Here is an 18,206-nt window from a genome sequence, read left to right on the forward strand (position 1 = left end):
CACTCCCCACATGAACGCCCCGGTCGACGTCTCCTTCTTCACGCGCGCCGCCAAGCCGATCACCAGCTACCGCAAGTACTGGGCGCATCGCTTCGGCACGGCCAAGTTCCTGCCCACCTCGCGGGCGGAGATGGACGCGCTCGGCTGGGACAGCTGCGACGTCATCGTGGTGACGGGTGACGCCTATGTCGACCACCCCAGCTTCGGCATGGCGGTGATCGGCCGCCTGCTGGAGGCGCAGGGCTTTCGCGTGGGCATCATCGCCCAGCCCGACTGGCACAGCGCCGATCCGTTCAAGGTGCTGGGCAAGCCCAACCTGTTCTTCGGCGTCACGGCCGGCAACATGGATTCGATGATCAACCGGTACACCGCCGACCGGAAGATCCGCAGCGACGATGCCTACACCCCCGGCGACGTGGGCGGTGCGCGCCCCGACCGCGCCGCGCTGGTGTATTCGCAGCGCTGCCGCGAGGCCTACAGCGACGTGCCCATTGTGCTGGGCGGCATCGAGGGCAGCCTGCGCCGCATCGCGCATTACGACTACTGGCAGGACAAGGTGCGCCGCTCCATCGTGGTGGATGCCAAGTGCGACCTGCTGCTGTACGGCAATGCCGAGCGCGCCATCGTCGAGATCGCGCATCGCCTGGCCGCGCGCGAGCCGGTGCACAGCATCACCGACGTGCGCGGCACGGCCTTTGTTCAGCGGCACACGCCCGAGGGGTGGTTCGCCATCGATTCCACCAGCGTGGACACGCCCGGCCGCGTCGACGCGCACATCAATCCCTACCTGATGGTGTCGGAGCAGGCCAAGGCGCAAGGCGAGAGCTGTGCCCGCGAGGACGGCTCTTCACTCCCTCCCCCGCTGGGGGAGGGCGGGGGTGGGGGCGCGGCGAAGCCGCTGCAGTTCTTTCCGAACCCGGCGTTGGCGGCAAAGGGCGCCGGCCCCCACCCCAACCCTCCCCCAGCGGGGGAGGGAGAAAAGCGCAGGCCGCCACCGCGCGAACGGACGGTGATCCGCCTGCCGTCGTACGAGCAGGTGCGGGCCGACCCGGTGCTCTACGCGCACGCCAACCGCGTGCTGCACCTGGAAACCAACCCGGGCAATGCCCGCGCGCTGGTGCAGGCGCACGGCGAGGGCACCACGGCGCGCGACGTGTGGATCAACCCGCCGCCCATTCCGCTCACCACGGTCGAGATGGACTACGTGTTCGACCTGCCGTATGCGCGCAGCCCGCATCCGCGCTACGCCGACGAGAACGGCAGCCACGACGGCGCCACCAAGATCCCGGCGTGGGAGATGATCCGCTTCAGCGTGAACATCATGCGCGGCTGCTTCGGCGGCTGCACCTTCTGCTCCATCACCGAGCATGAAGGGCGCATCATCCAGAGCCGCTCGGAAGACTCCATCATTCGCGAGGTGGAAGCGATTCGCGACACGGTCAAGGGCTTCACCGGCACCATCTCCGACCTGGGCGGCCCCACGGCCAACATGTACCGCATCGGCTGCAAGAGCCCCGAGATCGAGGCCGCCTGCCGCAAGCCCAGCTGCGTGTACCCGGGCATCTGCCAGAACCTCAACACCAACCACGACCCGCTCATCAAGATCTATCGCCGCGCACGCGCGCTCAAGGGCATCAAGAAGATCCTGATCGGCTCGGGCCTGCGCTACGACCTGGCGGTGCAGTCGCCCGAGTACGTGAAGGAACTGGTGCAGCACCACGTGGGCGGCTACCTGAAGATCGCGCCCGAGCACACCGAGCAGGGGCCGCTGTCGAAGATGATGAAGCCGGGCATCGGCAGCTACGACCGCTTCAAGCAGATGTTCGAGAAGTACAGCGCCGAGGCGGGCAAGAAGCAGTACCTCATCCCGTACTTCATCGCCGCGCACCCGGGCACGAGCGACGAGGACATGATGAACCTGGCCGTCTGGCTCAAGAAGAACGGTTTCCGCGCCGACCAGGTGCAGACCTTCTATCCGAGCCCCATGGCCACGGCCACCACGATGTACCACACCAACAAGAACCCGCTGCGCAAGATCACGCGCGAGAGCGAGACGGTGGACATCGTGCGCGGCGACAAGCGCCGGCGCCTGCACAAGGCCTTCCTGCGCTACCACGATGCGAACAACTGGCCGCTGCTGCGCGAGGCGCTCAAGGCCATGGGCCGGGCCGACCTCATCGGCAACGGCAAGCACCACCTCATCCCGAGCTGGCAGCCGCTTACCGACGGCAGCTACCAGAGCGCGCGCCGCAAGAACTCCAGCGCGTCGGCCAGCGATGCGGCCGAGGCCAAGCGCCCGGGCAAGCCGCAGAACAAGCCGCCGAGAGGCCGCATCCTGACCCAGCACACCGGCCTGCCGCCGCGCGAGACCGGCGCGCGCGCCAAGCCGGGCGCGCGGCCGGTCCGCAAGGGCAGCAAGTAGATCGCATGAAAGTGAGCCGCCGGCCGTTGTTCCGAACCGATGGGGGAGGTCGATGCCGGCAGTGGCGCTTGTTGCCATGGCTGCTGCTGTGGCTCGGTATGTCGGCGGCCTGGGCGCAGCAAGCCTCGCCGTCCGCCGAAGCGCTGCTGGCGCGCCATGCCGCCATGCAGTCGCGCCTGGAATCCAGTCCGCTGGGCCGGCCCCTCGTCGTCGATTCCGAAGAGCTGCCGGGCGGCCTGCGCGGCGAAGTGTTCGCGGTGATCGACCAGCCCTTCGCGCAGGCGGCCAAGGCGCTGGCCGCGCCGGGCAACTGGTGCGACATGCTGCTGCTGCACATCAACAACCGCAACTGCAGGCTGATCAAGGGCGAGGGCGGGGCGCCGCCTGCGGTGGAGCTGTCGGTCGTGCGCCGCTACGACCTGCCGGTGGAGTCGGCCTTCATCCTGCGCATGGCCCTGCGCGTGGACGACAGCGCGCCCGACTACCTGATGGTGGACCTGCGCTCCGACGACGGCCCCATGGGCACCAGCCAGCACCAGGTGCGGGTGGAGGCCGTGCCGCTGGCCGGCGGCGTGCAGACCTTCCTGCATTTCAGCTACTCCTACCAGCACAACGGGCTGGCGCGCGTGGCCACGCAGGCCTACCTGGCCACCTTCGGGCGCAACAAGGTGGGCTTCACCGTCGTGGGCGACGGGCCGGAATACATCCGCGGCCTGCGCGGCCTGGTGGAGCGCAATTCGGTGCGCTACTTCCTGACGGTGGATGCCTACCTCGGCGCCATGCGTTCGCCGCCGGCGCAGCAACCCGAGCGGCGCCTGTCGGCCTGGTATGCCAGCTCCGAGCTCTACTCGCGCCAGCTGCACGAGATCGACCGGCCGACCTACATGGCGATCAAGCGGGCCGACCGCTCGCGCGGCGCCGGCGGATCCTGAAGGCTGCGCAGCCGCTCAGGCCTCCTGCCCGACCACGCCGTCGAAGAAGGCGCGCACCATGCGCGTGTCGCGCCGCTCGGCCAGGCACACCACGTGGGCATAAGTGCGCACCTGCGCATCGCTGATGCGCACCGCATGCAGGCCCGGCCCGGGCACGTATTCCACCTCTGACACCGCGGCCACGCCCAGGCCCTGCATGACGGCCTCGCGGATGATCTCGCGGCTGGCCACTTCCATGACCACCTCCGGCTCCACGCGTGCCGCGCGCAGCGCCTGCTCGATGGCCTTGCGCGTGGTCGAGCCCTGCTCGCGCAGGATGAGCCGCTCGCCCTGCAGCTCGGCCGTGCGGATGCTGCGCCGCCGCGCAAAGCGGTGCTCGCCGTTGCAGAAGATCACCACCGGGTGCTCGCTGTAGGGCACCGACACGAAGCGCCGGTCCTTGAAGGACTGCGCCAGCACGCCGACATCCGCGCTGTAGTCGAGCAGGCGGTCCATCACCTCCTGCGAGTTGCCTGTGCTCACCGTCACCTTGATGCCCGGATGGTGCTGGCTGAAAGCCACCAGCATGCGCGTGACGTGCGAGGGCCCCACCGCCGCCACCCGCAGGTGGCCGCTGCGCAGCTCGCCCGATTCGCGCAGCAGCTGCACGGCCTCGTTTTCCAGGCTGAAGATCTGGCGCGACAGGTGCAGCAGGCGCTCGCCCATCTCGGTGGGGCGCACGCGCCGGCCGGTGCGGTGGAACAGTTCCACCTTGTAGAGCGCCTCGAGCTGGCCCACCTGCGTGGTGACGGTGGGCTGACTCACATGCAGGCTTTGCGCCGCCGCCGTGAAGCTGCCGGTGGTGGCGACGGCGTGGAAGGAGCGCAGTTGTGTCAGGCGCATGACGGGGCCCTCGGTGTTATCCCGGCGGAACTATAGGTTCTTTCAATACTTCGCTGTAAAAACTTGAATTGGCTGAATGTGGCTTTCAAGCCGAAAGTGCCACCACGCGTCACGCAAGCTTCATGCGGCGCGAAAAAAGTGACGGTTCCTCAAGTTCCGCAACCTGGAGACCTCGATGAAGTTCACCCGTCGTTCCCTTCTCGCCTGCACGCCCGCCGTGGTCGGTGCACCCCTTCTCGGCCTGGGCCGCTTCGCGCATGCGGCCGCGCCGCTCACCGTGGGGCTGATTCCTTCCGAAGACTCGCGCGCCATGATCGCCAACAGCCAGGCGATGATGGACATGCTGTCCAGGTCGCTGGACATGCCGGTCAAGCCCTTCGTCGCCGCCGACTACAACGGCGTGATCGAGGCGCTGCGCTCCAAGCGGCTGGACGTGGCCTACCTCGGCCCCTTCTCGTACGTGCTGGGCACCACGGTGGCCGACATCGAGGCGTTTGCCGTGGCCGAGACCAAGAAGGCCGGCCGCACCTCCTACCACTCGCTCATCGTGGCCCGCAAGGACAGCGGCATCAAGTCGGTGCCCGACCTCAAGGGCAAGACCTTCGCCTTCGTCGACCCCAGCTCCACCTCGGGCCACCTGTTCCCCAAGGCGGGCCTGATCAAGATGGGCTTCAACCCCGACAAGGACTTCGGCCGCGTGATCTTCTCGGGCTCGCACGATTCCAACGCGGTGGCGGTGCAGAACGGCAAGGTCGATGCGGTGGCCATCGCCGACCGCATCCTGGATGCCGCCATCGCCAAGGGCCTGGCCAAGCGCGAGGACCTGGTGGTGGTGTGGAAGTCCGACCCCATTCCCGAATCGCCCACCGTGTGGCGCAAGGACCTGGACCCGGCGCTGAAGAAGCGCGTGCAGGCCGCCTTCATGGACGTGAAGAACATCCCCTGGTCGGACCAGGGCGAGCTCAACGGCTTCCACCCCACCAACGACGCGGCCTACGACATCATTCGCGAGACCGCCAAGACCCTCAACCTCGACCTGAGGAAGATGAAGTGATCCAGATCCAAGGCCTTGGCAAGCGCTACGGCGAATTCGATGCCTTGAAGGGCATCGACCTCGACGTGGCCCCGGGCGAATTCCTGGTGGTGCTGGGCCCTTCGGGGGCCGGCAAGTCCACGCTGCTGCGCTGCATCAACCGGCTCACCGAGCCCACCAGCGGCGAGATCCGCATCGACGGCCAGGCGGTGGGTTCCGACGCCGCCAGCCTGCGCCGCCTGCGCTGCCAGGTGGCGATGATTTTCCAGCACTACAACGTGGTGCCGCGCCTGTCGGTGCTCAAGAACGTGGTGACGGGGCGCCTGGGGGCCATGCCTTCGGTGCTGTCGTGGCTGCAGGTGTTCCCGCGCAAGGACATCGAGATCGCCCGCGAGTGCCTGCGCCGGGTGGAGCTGCTCGAGAAGGCGGAGCTTCGCACCGACACGCTCTCGGGCGGCCAGAAGCAGCGCGTGGGCATTGCCCGTGCGCTGGCGCAGCAGCCCAAGATCATCCTGGCCGACGAGCCGGTGGCCAGCCTCGACCCGAAGACCTCGCGCACGGTGCTGAGCTACCTCAAGCAGGCCAGCCGCGAGCTGGGCATCACGGTGGTGTGCAACCTGCACCAGATCGACTACGCCCGCGAGTTCGGCGAGCGCATCGTCGGCGTGTCGGGCGGTCGCATCGTGTTCGAGGGCGGGCCGGGGCAGCTCACCGGCGAGGTGCTGCACCGCATCTACCCGGGGCTGGACGAGGACACGGCGCGCGCCGGCGACGCGTCCGCTTCTGCCGCTGCAACGTCCGCGCCTGCGCTGCAGGCGCTGGCATTCGAGGAGGCCTGAGATCATGAACATCGGTTCCTACGCCCTGCTGATGGGCCGCCCCAAGGGCCAGCTGGGCTGGTGGCCGCGCCTGGGCCTCGGCGCCTGCGGCCTGCTCGTGCTCTGGTGGGCCGCCCGCGGCAGCCAGGTGAGCTTCGGCGAGCTGACCCGCGGCCTGCCGTGGATCGGCGACTTCCTCGCCCGCATGGTGCCGCCCAACTGGGCCTTCCTGGACAAGCTCTGGGTGCCGGCCATCGAGACGGTGCAGATCGCCCTGTGGGGCACGCTGCTGGCGGTGATCCTGGCCGTGCCGGTGTGCTTTTTCGCGGCGCGCAACCTCACGCCCAACAAGGTGGTCTACCAGTTCACGCGGCAGGTGTTCAACGTGACGCGCGGCATCAACGAGATCATCCTCGCGCTGGTGTTCGTGGCGGCGGTGGGCCTAGGGCCGTTCCCCGGCGTGCTGGCCCTGGCCGTGCATGGCGCGGGCATGCTGGGCAAGTTCTTCAGCGAATCCATCGAGGAGATCGACGCCGGTCCCATCGAGGCCTTGCGCGCCACCGGCGCCGGCCCGGTGCAGGTGATCATCTTCGGCGTGCTGCCGCAGGTGGTCACCGCCTGGATCGCGGTGGTGCTCTACCGCTTCGAGACCAACCTGCGCCAGGCCACCGTGCTGGGCATGGTCGGCGCCGGCGGCATCGGCTTCGAACTGGTGGGCAGCATGAAGCTGTTCCAGTACCAGGACACGGCCACCTGCATCCTGGTGATCATCGCGATGGTGATGGCGGCCGACTACATCTCCACGCGGCTGCGCGCCTGGATCCAGAAGGGAGGGCATTGATGCCGCTCCAAGTCCAATCCGGCGTCCTCGACCACGCCGTCACCTAGAAGAACCACCTCGATGTCCCACGAATTCTTCAACCCCGTGCGCAGCGTGTACGGGGCAGGGGCCCTGTCGTCCCTGCCGAAGCTGCTGGCCGGCCGCAAGGCCGTGATCGTCACCTTTCCGGAGGCCCGCCAGTTCGGCCTGGTGGACCGATTGCAGCGCCTGCTGGGCGCGCAGATGGCCGGCGTGATCGACCAGGTCCTGCCCAACCCGGACGTGGCCGAACTCCAGGCGCTGTACGAGCAGTTCTGGCGCGACGGCGGCCAGGCCGAGGTGCTGGTCGCCGTGGGCGGCGGCAGTTCGATCGACACCGCCAAGGCCCTGATGGTGGGCACCGAAAGCGGTCGCTTCGAAGACCTGGTGGCCGCGCTGGTGGCCGGCAAGCCGTTCACGCCGGCGCGGGTGAAGCCGCTGATCGCGGTGCCGACGACGGCCGGCACCGGCAGCGAGGTCACGCCGTGGGCCACCGTGTGGGACCGCAAGGCGCAGCGCAAGTACTCCCTCCATCTGCCCGAGACCTGGCCGGGCATCGCCATCGTCGATCCGGAGCTGATGCTGTCGCTGCCCGCGTCGGTCACGCTCCAGAGCGGGCTGGACGCGCTCTCGCATGCGCTCGAATCGATCTGGAACGTGAATGCGAATGCCGTGTCCGACACCTTCGCGGTGGCAGCGGTGCACGAGATCTTCGATGCGCTGCCGCGCCTGATGGCGAAGTTGGACGACGTCGAGCTTCGCGGCCGCATGGCGCTGGCCGCGCTGAAGGCCGGCATGGCGTTTTCCAACACGCGCACGGCGCTGGCGCATTCCATTTCGTACGAGATGACGCTGCGCTACGGGCTGCCGCACGGCATTGCCTGCTCGTTCCCGCTGCCCATGGTGCTGCAGCGGGCGATGGGGCACGACGTGCAGCGCGATGCCGTGCTGGCGCAGGCGCTCGGGCCGCTGGACCGGGCGCCGCAGCGCCTGGCCGCCTTCATCGAGCAGTTCGGCGTGAAGACCCGCTTTGCGGACTACGGGGTGTCCAGCGAACAGGCCGACCGCATGGTGGCGCATGCGCTGACCGGCGCGCGCGGCAGGAACTTCATCGGCGCGGCGCAGAGCGAGGCGGCGTGAACGCCGTCTCTCCTCCGCCCTGGGGAGAAATGAAAAAAGCGCGCCGGGCCCGCGGCGCGCTTAAGGAATTGTTCGTAATTCCCTAAGCATTTCTTAAAGGCGCCGCGAGGCCCCCGTTCCTAGACTTGGTTCCAAGGCAGGCGAGTCCATGGTGCACCGCCGCCGCGAACACCGAAACCAGGCACCAGTCATCAGGAACGAGAGAGAGCCATCATCATGAGGAACGACGCCCGCGAACTGGACGAGATCCAACGCATCGCCAACGCCGCGCAGACGCGGCTGGACATCTACCGAACCATCCACAAGGCGCTGCGCGCGCTGCTGTCAGACACGCTGGTGGCCGTGGGCCGCATGGACGTGCACGACGCGCTCGAGCTGGCCCAGACCACGCAGCGCACGCTGCAGATGCTGGACTTCATGCGCTCGCACCTGGGGCACGAGAACACGTTCATCCACCCGGCGCTGGAGGCGCGCTCACCCGGCGCCAGCGGCCGCATCGCCGACGACCACATCGACCACGAGAGCGAGATCGACGCGCTGGCCGCCGCCTCCACCGGCCTGCTGAACCTGCGGGCCGAAGAGCGCGACGCCGCCGCGCTGGTGCTCTACCACCGCCTGTCGCTTTTCGTGGCGCACAACTTCGAGCACATGCACGTGGAAGAGAGTGCGCACAACAGCGCGCTGTGGGCCCACTACACAGACGCCGAACTGGTCGACCTGCACAACCGGCTGGTGGCCAGCATCCCGCCCGAGGAGATGATGCTCTGCATGCGCTGGATGGTGCCCTTCATGAACCCCGGCGAGCGTGCAGCTGTGCTCGCCGACATGCGCGCCCATGCACCGGCGCCGGCCTTTGCCGCGGTGCTGGAGATGGTGCGGCCGCACTTGCAGGCACGCGAGTGGGACAAGCTGATGGCCGCGCTGGGCTGAGCGGGGACGGCTAACGCGCCGGAAGACCGGCCGACGGGCTGCGGCGAGCTCAGTGCACGCGCAGGAAGGGCGCGATCTGCGGCGGCTCGAACTGCTGCAGCGTCAGGAAGTTCGACATGCGCAGGTCGTCGGGCACGGTTTCGGCCGTCTGCTCCACATAGGGCGCGCAGGCCAGGCGGCGCAGGGCCTGGCGCTGCTTGCGGCGCGCGACGATTTCCACGCAGCGCCGGCGCAGCAGTTCAATCACGCGGGTCTCGGCGGCCAGAAGGCGCTCGCGCGCACGCCGCCAGGGGGCGAAGTCGGGGGTGTTGGGCCAGGAGCGGGGCGGCTGCAGCGCCCAGAAATCCTTGCTGCGCCGATTGATGTCGATGTAGGAGAGCCGGTCCGCGACGTAGGCGGCCTCGAGCTCCCGGATGGCCAGGACGTACTCGTCGCGCAGTGAAGTCATTGGAAAAATCCTCTCGGGCAGGCCTCCAGTATGAATGTTTCAAAGCGTAAATGCACGTCAATTCCATGACACATGCAAATAAGTCGGCGCGCGAATTGGAAATTGAACGCTAAGGTTTAAGGCAATTAATTCCTTCGGTTTAATTCAATTGATGCGTGCGCGCATCACTGGCTTTCAGGCCGCGATCTCGGCCAGCTGCAGCGGCCGCTCCACGCACAGGCGGAAGCGCCCGCGGCCGGTCTTCTCGAGGTGGATGCCCGGCCTGGACTCCAGCAGCCGGCGGTGCAGCAGCACCAGTCGGGCCTCCAGGTTGTCGGCCACGTCGGGCAGCCCGATGCTCGGGTCCAGCCGCAATTCGCGGTTGCTGAATTCGCAGCGGCCTTCCTGCGTGTATTCGCGCAGCAGCTTCCACAGAATTGCGCCGGCCACGCCTTTGATGAGGTAATTCTGGTCGATGAAGATGCTGTCGTTGGCGCTGTAGCGCCGCACGAGCAGCGGGGCGCCGGCGGGTGCCGGCCGCGTCGGCGCAGGGGCCGGCGCGGCCATGCCGTTCAAGCAAGGAGCGGGCGCGGCGGGCGAGGGCGGTTCGGCGGCGCGAGGCGCTTCCGGTTCGGCATCTGCCTGCAGCAGCGCCAGCGCCGCGCCCAGGTGGCCGGCCATGGCCACCAGCGCGTCTTCGTCCTGGAAGCCGAAGCGCATGTCCTGCGGGCTTTCGACGAACAGCACGCCCGACAGCTGCCCGGCCGAGACGATGGGCACCGCCAGCTGGCTGTGCGGCTCGGCCAGGCCCGGAAAGGGAATGTCAGTCGCCAGCCCCAGCGCCGGCTCGACCGCCTGCATGCTGGTGCGCACCGCGTGGGTGTAGCTGGCGGCATGGGTCATGTGGCTGATGCGCACCGGCGTGCGCTCGCGCGCGCACACGCCGATCACGCCGTGGCCCATCTCGATCTCCGAGCCGATGCCCGACTGCGCATAGCCGCAACTGGCCACCGTGTACAGGCGCTGGCTGGCGGGGTCGAGCATCAGCACCATGGCGTGGCGCACGTCCAGCTGCTCGGACAGCACGGCCAGCGAGGCTTGCAGCAGCTCGTCGGTGGAGGTGCAGTGCGACAGCCGTTCGGACAGGCGGCGCAGCGCGGCGAGCATGTCCAGGCGCGGCGCCGGTTCGGCCAGCCGGTGGCCCGGCACGTCGTCGATGGCCAGCACCTGGTAGACGTCCGAGCCCAGCAGGCGGAACACGTCGGCCAGGCCGGTGTGCGAGGCGATGCCCGCCAGCTGCGCCTTCATGCCCTCGAACAGCGGGCCCGACGTTTCGGTGCGCAGGTAGCGCAGGTGCAGGCGGTAGAAGCCGCAGGTCATCGGATGCATCACCAGCACCGTGCCGTACGGATTGGCCAGGATGTTCTGCCGCGTCTTGTTGAAGAACTGGAAGGACAGCGCCACATGGCGCTCGTCCACGTAGTACACCTGCGAGAGGTAGGCCACGTTGGGCGTGCCGTCGGCGGTGCTGGTGGCCATCATGGCGGGCACCACGCCGTCGAAGCAGGCGCGGATGGACTGCAGCGTGACCGGTGCCGCGGCAGCGCTCATGCCGGCGCTCCCTGGACGATCTGGCTGCCTGCCTTGGGGCCGGGCGTCTGGTCGAAGGCCTGGGCGGGCGTGAAGCTGATGGCCACCAGATCCTCCAGCTCGAAGGCGAGCATGGCGTGCAGGAACTCCAGCCGGTAGCCGATGCTGCAGATCTCGTATTCCATGGCCTGGCGGTAGCGCATCAGCAGCGGCAGGTCGTCCGCCGTGGCTGCGCGGCCGTTGATGCCCGTGCCCTTGACCTGCACCGAGCGGTGCGTGCTGGGCGAGCTGAACACCACGGCGATGCGCCCGCAAGAGGCCAGGTCCTGCAGCAGCTGCTTCGACTGGCTGCGCGCCAGGTACACGGTGATCTCCGTGCCGTCGGCGTTGATGCGGCTGCCCACGGCGCGCATCAGGCTCGGTCGCAGGGCCGCATCGCGCGAGGAGACGATGACCGACACGCCGCGGTCGATCATCTCGATGTGCTCGGGCGACAGCAGCCCGGGCGACGGCGCGGCCGGCGAGGGGCTCATTCGCTGCCTTCTTCGGGCGCCAGGGTGTGCAGGGGAATGTCCTGCCCGGCGGCCAGGCGGTCGAGCTCGGCGCGCGTCTGCCCGGCGAAATACTCGGCCACCGCGTGGTGGGTGGCGGAGCGGAACATCAGGGCCAGCGCCGCCTGCGGCGTGTCGGCGCCGGGCACGCCCACGGCCTGGCACAGGCGCTGCGCGAAATGTGGCTCCAGGGCGGCCACCGCCACGCGCCCGTCGGCGCAGGCGTAGACGCGGTAGCCGGCATGCGCGCCACCGACGGTGCCGTTGCGCTGGGTCAGGCCCCAGCTGTGCGGCAGCGCCAGGTAGTGCGCCGCGCCCGACAGCGTCACTTCGATGCGCACCCCGCGTCCGCTCGCGGCGCGGCGCAGCAGCGCCTGCAGCACCGCCTCGCTGGCCATGACCGAGCCGGCCATGTCGGCGAACAGGGTGGGAGGCAGGTCCAGCCCCGTGACCAGGCCGGCCTCGGCCATGTAGGTGAGGTCGTGCCCCGGCTCGTCGGCCCGCTCGCCCGAGGCGCCGACGATTTCCACCAGCGACAGCCGCGGGTGGTGCGGCTGCAGGCTGGCCCAGTCCACCCCCAGGCGGGCCGATGCCGCCGGCCGGAAGGAGGTGATCAGCACGTCGGTCTGTGCCAGCAGCGCCTGCAGGGTGGCCTGGCCCTCGGCCGACTTGAGGTCGGCCTGCACGATCTCGACGCCCTCGTGCATCACGGCGTAGGCCTGCGGGTTGTAGGCGCCCATGGGGTCGGCCGACTTGGCGTTGGGCGGCGGCGGGGCCTCCAGCTTGGTGCAGTGCGCACCCATCTGGCGGCAGCGCATCAGGGCGGCCGGGCCGGGCAGGTTGAGCGCCAGGCTCAGCACGCGCACGCCGTCGAGGGTGGGGCGGTCTTGGAGGGTGTTGGTCATTGGGGGCGGATCGAATGGGGGCGTTCGTTCAGGAGGCAATGTCCGCGCCGCGCTCGGCCAGCAGGGCGCGCAGCACGGAGCGGTGGCAGTGGTCTTCGTTCTCGCAGTAGCAGCCCATGGACATGGCGGCGGTGTGCGACAGGGCGGCCAGCAGGTCCAGGCTGCGGCTGGCGTCGGCCGCGTTCATCTCGCTGCGGAACTTGCGCACGAAGGCGTTCCACTCGGCCGGCGTCTTCGCTTCCTGCGCCTGCTTCATGGTCTCCACCGAGGGGGCGAGGTTGGGGTACCACACGTCGTACCAGTCCTGCGCGGCGAACTGTTCCTTGGGCACGCCGCGCGGCGGGCGCCGCACCGTGCCGATGCGCAGGCCTTCGCCGGGTGTGCGCGGGGTGCCGAGGCGGACGATTCGAATGGGCATGGGGGGTGGGGCTCCTCTGGCGGTCCTGTGGGTCCTGTTGGCGACGGCGGCTGCCGAGCTTGCCGAAGATACTCGCGAAAAGCCATCCAGGAGACACCCGACATGAGCACACCCGGCACCGACACCCGCATCGAATGGACCCGCCACGACAACGGCGTGGTGCACCTGGCGCTGGCGCGCCCCGACAAGATGAACGCGCTGGATTCGGCGATGTTCGACGCCCTGATCGACGCCGGCGAGCGCCTCAAGGCCGATACAGGCGCGCGTGCCGTGGTCATTTCCGGGCAGGGCAAGGCCTTCTGCGCCGGGCTGGACATGCAGTCCTTCGCCGGCATGGCCGAACGCCATGCCGAGGACGGCAGCGGCGGCCCCGCGCGCACCGACCTGGCGGTACGCACCCACGGCATCTCCAATGCCTTCCAGCATGTGGCCATGGTGTGGCGCGAGGTGCCGGTGCCGGTCATCGCGGCGGTGCACGGCGTGGCCTTCGGCGGCGGGCTGCAGGTGGCGCTGGGCGCCGACCTGCGCCTGGTGGCGCCGGGCACCCGCATGTCGGTGATGGAGATCAAGTGGGGCCTGGTGCCCGACATGGGCGGCATGGTGCTGCTGCGCGAGCTCGTCCGGGCCGACCTGGTGCGCGAGCTGACCTTCACCGGGCGCATCGTGGAAGCGGAAGAGGCGGTGCGCATCGGCCTGGCCACCCGCCTGGCACAGGACCCGCTGGCCGAGGCGCTGGCCCTGGCCGGCGAGATGGCCGGCAAGAGCCCGGACGCCATCCGTGCCGGCAAGCGGCTGCTCAACGCCAGCGCCGCCCTGGACGCGGCCGAGCTGCTCATGCGCGAGTCGGTCGAGCAGAAGGCCCTCATCGGCCGCCCGAACCAGGTCGAGGCGGTGCAGGCCAATCTGCATAAGCGCGCACCTGTCTTTCGTTAGGGGCGCGCTGTAGTTCTTCCTGTTACGCTTTCCTCGCCATCGCCGGCAGGAGGCTACATCATGGGGACAGCAGCAAGCAGCCCGACGCACCGTGCCCGCACCTCGCCTCGCAAGGCCAACTCGGCCAGTGCCGTGCCGGCCAACATCGACGAATACATCGCCGGGTTCGGGCCCGGCACGCAGGCATTGCTGGAGCAGGTGAGGCAGACGGTGCGCGCGGCGGCGCCAGAGGCGCGCGAGGTCATCAGCTACCGCATACCGGCCTTCAAGGGGCACGGCATCCTGGTGTACTTCGCGGCGTTCAAGGCGCACATCGGCTTCTATCCGCCGGTGCGCGGCGATGTCGAACTCGAAAAGGCGGTGAAGCCCTATGCCGGCGAGAAGGGCAACCTGCGCTTTGCCATGGACCAGCCGCTGCCGCTGGAGCTGATCGAGCGCATCACGCGGCTGCGGGTGCGGCAGGACCAGGCGCGGGGCAGGCGCTAAGCCGGCACCGCTTGTTTCCGGCGGCATGGAGACCTTTGCCGCTGCCGCGCGGCGGGCTTCATGACGTCGCGTCGGCGAATGTCGGATCAGTCCTACGACGCTTTGTCGGACAAAGCGCCAAGATGGCTGGCCTGAGGTGGCAAACGCCGTTGCGTGGGCACTGCGCTTCTCGCAAGAGTTTTCCGTTGAGCTGCATGGCACGCGGGCCTGGATGCCACGCCGGGCCTGCGTGCGTGTCCGTTACAGGAATGGGCCCTGCCATGAATGCACTGGAACCCGTCGCCGAGAGCGCCTCCCTGGGGCAGCTGGAACTGCTGCTGGAAGCACTGGTCCGGCTTCGCCAAGGCGACCCCAACGTGCGGCTGCCTTTGCACTGGATGGGCATCGCCGGCCGCGTGGCCGAGGTCTTCAACGACGTGGTCGACCAGAACGCCGCGCTGGCGGCGGAGCTCGCACGCCTGAGCCGCGTGGTGGGCAAGGAAGGCAAGCTGCGCGAGCGCGCCCCGGTCATCGACACGCGCGGCTTCTGGCGCGAGTCGGTGCAGTGCGTCAACGTGCTCATCGACGACCTGGTGCATCCCAATACAGAGGTGGCCCGCGTGATCGGGGCGGTGGCCCAGGGAGACCTGTCCAAGAGCATGGCGCTGGAGGTGGACGGGCGCGAGCTGGAGGGCGAGTTCCTGCGCACAGCGCGCATCATCAACAAGATGGTCGAGCAGCTCGGCGACTTCTCCGCCGAGGTGACGCGGGTCGCGCGCGAGGTGGGCACCGAAGGCAAGCTGGGCGGCCAGGCCAAGGTGAAGGGCGTGGCCGGCACCTGGAAGGACCTGACCGACTCGGTCAACTCCATGGCCGGCAACCTCACCGACCAGGTGCGCAACATCGCCGACGTGACCACCGCGGTGGCCAAGGGCGACCTGTCCAAGAAGATCGACGTGGACGTGAAGGGCGAGTTCCTCACGCTGAAGAACACCATCAACACCATGGTGGACCAGCTGCGCTCGTTCGCCTCGGAGGTGACGCGCGTCGCCCGCGAGGTGGGCACCGAGGGCTCGCTGGGCGGGCAGGCGCGGGTGGAAGGCGTCTCGGGCACCTGGAAGGACCTGACCGACTCGGTCAACTCCATGGCCGGCAACCTCACCTCGCAGGTGCGCAACATCGCCGACGTGACCAAGGCGGTGGCGGCCGGCGACCTCTCCAAGAAGATCACGGTGGACGTGAAGGGCGAGATCCTGGAGCTGAAGAACACCGTCAACACCATGGTGGACCAGCTGCGCTCCTTCGCGGCCGAGGTGACGCGCGTGGCGCGCGAGGTGGGCACCGAGGGCAAGCTCGGCGGCCAGGCCGACGTGCAGGGCGTGGCCGGCACCTGGAAGGACCTGACCGAGTCGGTGAACTTCATGGCCGGCAACCTCACCTCGCAGGTGCGCAACATCGCCGAGGTGACCACCGCGGTGGCGGCGGGCGATCTTTCCAAGAAGATCACGGTGGACGTGAAGGGCGAGATCTCCGAGCTGAAGAACACCGTCAATACCATGGTGGACCAGCTGCGCTCCTTCGCGGCCGAGGTGACGCGGGTGGCGGTGGAGGTGGGCACCGAGGGCATCCTCGGCGGGCAGGCCGACGTGCAGGGCGTGGCCGGCACCTGGAAGGACCTGACCGACTCGGTCAACCTCATGGCCTCCAACCTCACCTCGCAGGTGCGCAACATCGCCGACGTGACCAAGGCGGTGGCGGCCGGCGACCTCTCCAAGCAGATCACGGTGGACGTGAAGGGCGAGATCCTGGAGCTCAAGGCCACCATCAACACCATGGTGGACCAGCTCTCGTCCTTCGCCTCCGAAGTGACGCGGGTGGCGCGCGAGGTGGGCACCGAGGGGCGCCTGGGCGGGCAGGCGCAGGTGCGCGACGTGTCGGGCACCTGGAAGGACCTGACGGAGAACGTGAACTTCATGGCCGGCAACCTCACCGGCCAGGTGCGCGGCATCGCCAAGGTGGTGACCGCGGTGGCCAACGGCGACCTCAAGCAGAAGCTGACGGTGGAGGCCAAGGGCGAGATCGCCGCGCTGGCCGAGACCATCAACAGCATGACCGACACCCTGGCCACCTTCGCCGAGCAGGTGACTACGGTGGCGCGCGAGGTGGGCATCGAGGGCAAGCTGGGCGGCCAGGCCAAGGTGCCGGGCGCCGCCGGCACCTGGAAGGGCCTGACCGAGAACGTGAACCAGCTCGCCGCCAACCTCACCACGCAGGTGCGGGCCATCGCCGAGGTGGCCACCGCGGTGACGCAGGGCGACCTCACGCGCTCCATCACGGTGGAGGCCCAGGGCGAGGTGGCCGCGCTCAAGGACACCATCAACGAGATGATCCGCAACCTGGAGGACACCACCCAGAAGAACACGGAGCAGGACTGGCTCAAGACCAACCTGGCCAAGTTCAGCCGCATGCTGCAGGGCCAGAAGGACCTGCTGACCGTGGGCCAGCTGATCCTGTCGGAGCTGGCGCCGGTGGTGGGCGCGCACCAGGCCGAGTTCTACGTGCTGGAGAGCGCCACCGCCCCGCGCCGGCTCAAGCTGGTGGCCAGCTATGCCTCCAGCGGGCAGAGCGCCCTGGGCAAGGAGCTGGAGCTGGGGCAGGGCCTGGTGGGCCAGTGCGCGCTGGACAAGACCAAGATCCTGCTCACCAACGTGCCCAGCGCTACCTTCCGCGTCGCCACGGGCTTGAGCGAGAGCGCGGCCATGGACGTGATCGTGCTGCCCATCGTCTTCGAGGGCGAGCTGCGCGGCGTGATGGAGCTGGCCTCGCTCGAGCGCTTCAACTCGTCGCACCAGGCCTTCCTGGACCAGCTCACCGAGTCCATCGGCATCGTGATCAACACCATCTCGGCCAACATGCGCACCGAGCACCTGCTGACGCAGTCGCAGTCGCTGGCCGAGGAGCTGCAAAGCCGCCAGCAGGAACTGCAGCAGACCAACGAGGAGCTGCAGGAAAAAGCACGCCTGCTGGTGCACCAGAACCAGGAGGTGGAGCGCAAGAACCGCGAGGTGGAGCTGGCGCGCCAGGCGCTGGAGGAAAAGGCCGAGCAGCTCGCGCTCACCTCCAAGTACAAGTCCGAGTTCCTGGCCAACATGTCGCACGAGCTGCGCACGCCGCTCAACAGCCTGCTGATCCTGTCGGACCAGCTCTACAAGAACAGCGAGGGCAACCTCAGCGCCAAGCAGGTGGAGTTCGCCAAGACCATCCACCTGTCGGGCAACGACCTGCTCATGCTCATCAACGACATCCTGGACCTGTCGAAGATCGAGTCGGGCACGGTGGTGGTGGAGGTGAGCGAGCTGCTGCTGGAAGACCTGCAGCGCTCGGTGGAGCGCAGCTTCCGCCACGTGGCGGAGGCCAAGCATGTGGGCTTCGAGATCCGCGCCAGCCAGCCGCTGCCCGAGAGCCTGGTGACCGACGCCAAGCGGCTGCAGCAGATCATCAAGAACCTGCTGTCCAACGCCTTCAAGTTCACCCACCGGGGCTCGGTGTCGCTGTCCATCTCGGCCGTGGACGAGGGCTGGTCGCCCGACAACGATGACCTCAACCGCGCCGGTGGCGTGATCGCCTTCTCGGTGTCGGACACCGGCATCGGCATTTCGGCCGACAAGCAGCAGATCGTGTTCGAGGCCTTCCAGCAGGCCGACGGTTCCACCTCGCGCAAGTACGGCGGCACGGGCCTGGGCCTGGCCATCAGCCGCGAACTGGCCCGGCTCCTGGGTGGCGAGATCCGGCTGACCAGCGCGCCGGCGCAGGGCAGCACCTTCACGCTGTACCTGCCGTTCCAGTTCAGCCCCTCGCGCAGCATGCGGGCCGCCGCGCGCGTGGCGGCCGACGCGCAGCC

The 18,206-nt window shown here is 68.7% G+C and carries 16 protein-coding genes; 10 read left to right on the forward strand and 6 right to left on the reverse strand.

The features are described 5' to 3' along the window. Nucleotides 1–10 precede the first annotated feature (10 nt). Nucleotides 11–2,422 (forward strand): YgiQ family radical SAM protein, encoded by a 2,412-nt coding sequence (locus VSO01S_RS09830; RefSeq protein ID WP_068641832.1) that lies wholly within the window; start codon nt 11–13, stop codon nt 2,420–2,422. A 68-nt stretch (nt 2,423–2,490) separates the two neighbouring features. Then, nucleotides 2,491–3,354: a hypothetical protein gene (locus VSO01S_RS09835; protein WP_153305196.1), complete on the forward strand. Its 864-nt coding sequence runs from the start codon at nt 2,491–2,493 to the stop codon at nt 3,352–3,354. A 15-nt stretch (nt 3,355–3,369) separates the two neighbouring features. Here the strand turns inward: VSO01S_RS09835 and VSO01S_RS09840 are convergent, their stop codons facing one another. Further along, nucleotides 3,370–4,236 carry a LysR substrate-binding domain-containing protein gene (locus tag VSO01S_RS09840; RefSeq protein ID WP_068641836.1) on the reverse strand — a complete coding sequence of 289 codons (867 nt, stop codon included), beginning with the start codon at nt 4,234–4,236 and terminating at the stop codon, nt 3,370–3,372. A gap of 175 nt (nt 4,237–4,411) precedes the next feature. Here VSO01S_RS09840 and phnD point away from each other — a divergent pair, with 175 nt between their 5' ends. The 5 genes from phnD to VSO01S_RS09865 all read left to right on the forward strand — a co-directional run bounded on the left by phnD (nt 4,412) and on the right by VSO01S_RS09865 (nt 9,016). Further along, nucleotides 4,412–5,290: a phosphonate ABC transporter substrate-binding protein gene (phnD, locus tag VSO01S_RS09845; RefSeq protein ID WP_068641838.1), complete on the forward strand. Its 879-nt coding sequence runs from the start codon at nt 4,412–4,414 to the stop codon at nt 5,288–5,290. Further along, the gene (phnC, locus tag VSO01S_RS09850; RefSeq protein ID WP_068641840.1) at nt 5,287–6,108 is read left to right on the forward strand and encodes a phosphonate ABC transporter ATP-binding protein; all 822 of its coding nucleotides are present in this window, start codon (nt 5,287–5,289) and stop codon (nt 6,106–6,108) included. The genes phnD and phnC overlap by 4 nt, the downstream gene beginning before the upstream one ends. Nucleotides 6,109–6,112: 4 nt before the next feature. After that, the gene (gene phnE, locus VSO01S_RS09855; protein ID WP_068641841.1) at nt 6,113–6,928 is read left to right on the forward strand and encodes a phosphonate ABC transporter, permease protein PhnE; all 816 of its coding nucleotides are present in this window, start codon (nt 6,113–6,115) and stop codon (nt 6,926–6,928) included. A gap of 60 nt (nt 6,929–6,988) precedes the next feature. Continuing rightward, nucleotides 6,989–8,086, forward strand: coding sequence for an iron-containing alcohol dehydrogenase PsrA (gene psrA, locus VSO01S_RS09860; RefSeq protein WP_068641843.1), 1,098 nt, complete (start codon nt 6,989–6,991; stop codon nt 8,084–8,086). Between the two features lie 216 nt (nt 8,087–8,302). Further along, nucleotides 8,303–9,016 carry a hemerythrin domain-containing protein gene (locus VSO01S_RS09865; RefSeq protein ID WP_068641845.1) on the forward strand — a complete coding sequence of 238 codons (714 nt, stop codon included), beginning with the start codon at nt 8,303–8,305 and terminating at the stop codon, nt 9,014–9,016. Between the two features lie 49 nt (nt 9,017–9,065). Here VSO01S_RS09865 and VSO01S_RS09870 read toward each other — a convergent pair whose 3' ends face one another. From VSO01S_RS09870 to VSO01S_RS09890, 5 genes are all read right to left on the reverse strand, one after another. Continuing rightward, nucleotides 9,066–9,464, reverse strand: coding sequence for a hypothetical protein (locus VSO01S_RS09870; RefSeq protein ID WP_068641847.1), 399 nt, complete (start codon nt 9,462–9,464; stop codon nt 9,066–9,068). Nucleotides 9,465–9,638: 174 nt separating this feature from the next. Continuing rightward, entirely contained in the window at nt 9,639–11,054 is a 1,416-nt protein-coding gene (locus tag VSO01S_RS09875) for a GAF domain-containing protein (RefSeq protein ID WP_068641849.1), read from the reverse strand. Continuing rightward, the gene (locus tag VSO01S_RS09880; protein ID WP_068641851.1) at nt 11,051–11,566 is read right to left on the reverse strand and encodes a hypothetical protein; all 516 of its coding nucleotides are present in this window, start codon (nt 11,564–11,566) and stop codon (nt 11,051–11,053) included. Before VSO01S_RS09880 ends, VSO01S_RS09875 begins: the two co-directional genes overlap by 4 nt. Beyond that, complete coding sequence (locus tag VSO01S_RS09885; protein WP_068641854.1) at nt 11,563–12,489, reverse strand: CoA transferase; 927 nt, start codon at nt 12,487–12,489, stop codon at nt 11,563–11,565. The genes VSO01S_RS09880 and VSO01S_RS09885 overlap by 4 nt, the downstream gene beginning before the upstream one ends. A 28-nt stretch (nt 12,490–12,517) precedes the next feature. Further along, nucleotides 12,518–12,907 carry a DUF488 domain-containing protein gene (locus VSO01S_RS09890; RefSeq protein ID WP_068641856.1) on the reverse strand — a complete coding sequence of 130 codons (390 nt, stop codon included), beginning with the start codon at nt 12,905–12,907 and terminating at the stop codon, nt 12,518–12,520. A 102-nt stretch (nt 12,908–13,009) separates the two neighbouring features. Between VSO01S_RS09890 and VSO01S_RS09895 the strand changes: the two genes are divergently transcribed. From VSO01S_RS09895 to VSO01S_RS09905, 3 genes are all read left to right on the forward strand, one after another. Beyond that, nucleotides 13,010–13,840, forward strand: coding sequence for a crotonase/enoyl-CoA hydratase family protein (locus VSO01S_RS09895; RefSeq protein ID WP_068641857.1), 831 nt, complete (start codon nt 13,010–13,012; stop codon nt 13,838–13,840). Nucleotides 13,841–13,900: 60 nt separating this feature from the next. Next, a complete protein-coding gene (locus VSO01S_RS09900) occupies nt 13,901–14,326 on the forward strand; it encodes an iron chaperone (RefSeq protein ID WP_084241781.1) in 426 nt (141 codons plus the stop codon). A 260-nt stretch (nt 14,327–14,586) separates the two neighbouring features. Continuing rightward, the coding region (locus VSO01S_RS09905) for a HAMP domain-containing protein (protein ID WP_068641861.1) at nt 14,587–18,206 on the forward strand (3,620 nt) is incomplete at its 3' end.

Origin of the sequence: Variovorax soli NBRC 106424, from assembly GCF_001591385.1 — a bacterium.
Lineage (GTDB): Bacteria > Pseudomonadota > Gammaproteobacteria > Burkholderiales > Burkholderiaceae_C > Variovorax > Variovorax soli.

Coding starts and splice junctions, on each gene's coding strand:
- VSO01S_RS09865 (WP_068641845.1), top strand. CDS start 8,303: ATGAGGAACGACGCCCGCGAACTGGACGAGATCCAACGCATCGCCAAC.
- VSO01S_RS09885 (WP_068641854.1), bottom strand. CDS start 12,489: ATGACCAACACCCTCCAAGACCGCCCCACCCTCGACGGCGTGCGCGTG.
- VSO01S_RS09895 (WP_068641857.1), top strand. CDS start 13,010: ATGAGCACACCCGGCACCGACACCCGCATCGAATGGACCCGCCACGAC.
- phnD (WP_068641838.1), top strand. CDS start 4,412: ATGAAGTTCACCCGTCGTTCCCTTCTCGCCTGCACGCCCGCCGTGGTC.
- psrA (WP_068641843.1), top strand. CDS start 6,989: ATGTCCCACGAATTCTTCAACCCCGTGCGCAGCGTGTACGGGGCAGGG.
- VSO01S_RS09875 (WP_068641849.1), bottom strand. CDS start 11,054: ATGAGCGCTGCCGCGGCACCGGTCACGCTGCAGTCCATCCGCGCCTGC.
- VSO01S_RS09890 (WP_068641856.1), bottom strand. CDS start 12,907: ATGCCCATTCGAATCGTCCGCCTCGGCACCCCGCGCACACCCGGCGAA.
- phnE (WP_068641841.1), top strand. CDS start 6,113: ATGAACATCGGTTCCTACGCCCTGCTGATGGGCCGCCCCAAGGGCCAG.
- VSO01S_RS09900 (WP_084241781.1), top strand. CDS start 13,901: ATGGGGACAGCAGCAAGCAGCCCGACGCACCGTGCCCGCACCTCGCCT.
- VSO01S_RS09830 (WP_068641832.1), top strand. CDS start 11: ATGAACGCCCCGGTCGACGTCTCCTTCTTCACGCGCGCCGCCAAGCCG.
- VSO01S_RS09870 (WP_068641847.1), bottom strand. CDS start 9,464: ATGACTTCACTGCGCGACGAGTACGTCCTGGCCATCCGGGAGCTCGAG.
- VSO01S_RS09880 (WP_068641851.1), bottom strand. CDS start 11,566: ATGAGCCCCTCGCCGGCCGCGCCGTCGCCCGGGCTGCTGTCGCCCGAG.
- VSO01S_RS09840 (WP_068641836.1), bottom strand. CDS start 4,236: ATGCGCCTGACACAACTGCGCTCCTTCCACGCCGTCGCCACCACCGGC.